This window comes from Mesorhizobium sp. FG116, from assembly GCF_057809835.1.
In genome coordinates this window covers 1-2300 of sequence record NZ_JBMDKS010000099.1, presented here as the reverse complement: position 1 = coordinate 2300, position 2300 = coordinate 1, and the positions used below count along the sequence as shown (strand labels likewise).

The window sequence follows — 2300 nt, the reverse complement described above, 5'->3', positions numbered from 1 at the left end:
TCCGGCGCTTCGCTGGGCCGCGGCGCTGAAGCGCCGCGGTGCCGGCCCGACCGCAGCGCGGTGGGGATCGCCGTCAGGCCGCGAGAGGCGCGGCCCCAACAGGACGGAGACCACCATGGACCATTCGCTTCCTCCCGACGATGCCTTCGAGCCCCAGCACGCGTCTTCCCCCACCGACCGCTTCATCTACGAGATGCAGCTCTATGGCCATCGCCCCTTCCAGGACGAGCCGGATCCACGCCCGTTGCCCGAGGAGCCGGCCGTCCAGTCGACGCTGACCGCGATCTTCGACGCCATGTTCGAGATGCTCGGCGACACGCGGCTGGAACCCGATCTCGAAGACCTGCTCTGGTCGACGGTCAATGTCTTCCAGCGCGCCGGCGAGCGCATCCAGCGCGAGCTTCAGCGCAACGAGGACGCGCAGCGCACCGGCCAGGCGGAGCAGGACGGCTCCGAGGTGAAGAGCGTCGAGCTGGAACGCCTGATCGCCGAAGGCATCACGCTTCTCGAGCGCCGCAACGCCTTCGAGTTCATGCGCGACTATGCGGCCGACCTCTTCGAGGCGCAGACCGGATCGGCATGGCGGCCGCGCACAGGTTCGAAGGTCAGCCATGCCAACATGACAGCGGCGATGATCGACAGCCGCGACTTCCTCTCTGCCCGCCGGCGTGCCGAGACCGAGGTGATGGTTCCCGCTGGCACCAAGATCGCCTTCGGCGGGGGCGTCGACTACAACGACATCGATCCGATCTACGCGAGGCTCGACAAGGTCCTGGAGAAGTATCCCGACATGATCCTGCTGCATGGCGGGATGCCGAGAGGCGCCGAACTGATTGCCGCCCGTTGGGCAGAAAAGCGCAGCGTCACCCAGGTCGTCTTCAAGCCGAAATGGGGCACCCATTTCAAGGCGGCACCGTTCCGCCGCAACGACGAGATCATCGCCGAGATGCCCACCGGCGTGGTGATCTTCCCGGGAACGGGCATCACCCAGAACCTGCGCGACAAGGCTCGCCGCCTCGGCCTGAACGTCTGGGAGTTCGACGAGGACGGCGCGTGAGCGCCGTCTTCCCCTCTCGCTTCTCATTCGAAAGGGTCGCCACCATGGCCACCCATCGACTGTCTCCACTGGAAAAATTGCCCCGAAATACCTATATTCATGTGCTCAGGAGGACGTAGGACATGGCCAGCATTCCCGCAATTGTCGAAACCGGCGCACATGTCGAAGCGGTCATGAACGCATTTCTGTCGACCGGCAATACAGATGTTTTCACGCGCCATATCGAGGCGATGTCCGACGAGGACACGCGCTCGAGCCGCGCCATCATGCGCGGTTCCGAGAACGAACTGACGCCGATGGACGAATTCCTCTCCATGGCGCTGCAACGCAGGATCATTACGGTCGACGACGTCGTCGACTATGCTCGCCGCTATAGCCTCGGTCTCAAAACCGTCGCCGCATGAGCGGCGACGATCCCTATTGTTATCCCGGAACGGACGTCCTCCGCAATCGGCTCGGGATAGAGGACTCCGTTGCCCACCAGCGCGTCGAACGCACGATCACGAACGCGGCTCTGATCGATCTCGCCAAAGATCCCGTGCGCGGCAGCTACGACGCCCGACATTTCCTCGAAATCAACCGTCGTATTTTCGGCCAGTTCTACCAATGGGCGGGGCAACCCCGCATCTACGACCTGGACAAGCCCGAAATCATCTTGGGCGGCAAATCCGTCCGGTATGGCGACCACAAAACCATCAACGCCGACCTTGATCGCGAAATGTCGGCGCTGTCCCGATTCCAGTGGGACGACAAGGACAAGCTCACATCCGCGTCCAAATTCGCCAGTCACATGAGCGCGATCTGGAAGATACATGCTTTCCGGGAGGGTAACACGCGCACCGTCGGCGCCCTTGTACGCCAGTTCTCGAAGGATCGTGGTTTTGAACTCGATCATGACACGCTCTGGGAGCGTGCCGCCGAAACCCGCGACGCGCTCGCCAGTGCGACCATCGGCCAGCCGAAAGATCTGATCAGAACAATCCTCACCGCTCATCAGATCGGCAAGGACCGTAACCATCCCCAACTCGGCCGCATCACCTCGCAGACCGCCCATGTCCTGCGCTTCATGAACAAGCCGGAGATCAGCTTTCCGAAGCGAGGCGACAAGGTGTCGGGCCAGGTGCTCGACGTCTCCTACAACACGGTGCTTGTCGGCAATGGTCGTTCCGTCCAGGCTGTCTCGGACAGGAATTTTTCGGAACGACCCGCTGCCAATATGCGCGTCGGCGCAGTGATCACGCAC

The 2300-nt window shown here is 62.6% G+C and carries 3 protein-coding genes; all 3 read left to right on the top strand.

Going from position 1 to position 2300, the window contains the following annotated elements; genetic code table 11:
* The first annotated feature begins 115 nt into the window (after positions 1 to 115).
* Positions 116 to 1057, top strand: coding sequence for a DUF2493 domain-containing protein (locus tag ACODTY_RS23830; RefSeq protein WP_488996651.1), 942 nt, complete (start codon positions 116 to 118; stop codon positions 1055 to 1057).
* A 122-nt stretch (positions 1058 to 1179) separates the two neighbouring features.
* Positions 1180 to 1461, top strand: a complete 282-nt coding sequence (locus ACODTY_RS23825; RefSeq protein WP_488996650.1) for a hypothetical protein — start codon at positions 1180 to 1182, stop codon at positions 1459 to 1461.
* On the top strand, positions 1458 to 2300 hold an 843-nt coding region (locus tag ACODTY_RS23820; protein ID WP_488996649.1), incomplete at its 3' end, for a Fic/DOC family protein. The genes ACODTY_RS23825 and ACODTY_RS23820, both read left to right, overlap by 4 nt.

Excerpts from the sequence above, each read along its gene's own strand:
- ACODTY_RS23825 (WP_488996650.1), top strand. The coding sequence starts at position 1,180 with ATGGCCAGCATTCCCGCAATTGTCGAAACCGGCGCACATGTCGAAGCG.
- ACODTY_RS23830 (WP_488996651.1), top strand. The coding sequence starts at position 116 with ATGGACCATTCGCTTCCTCCCGACGATGCCTTCGAGCCCCAGCACGCG.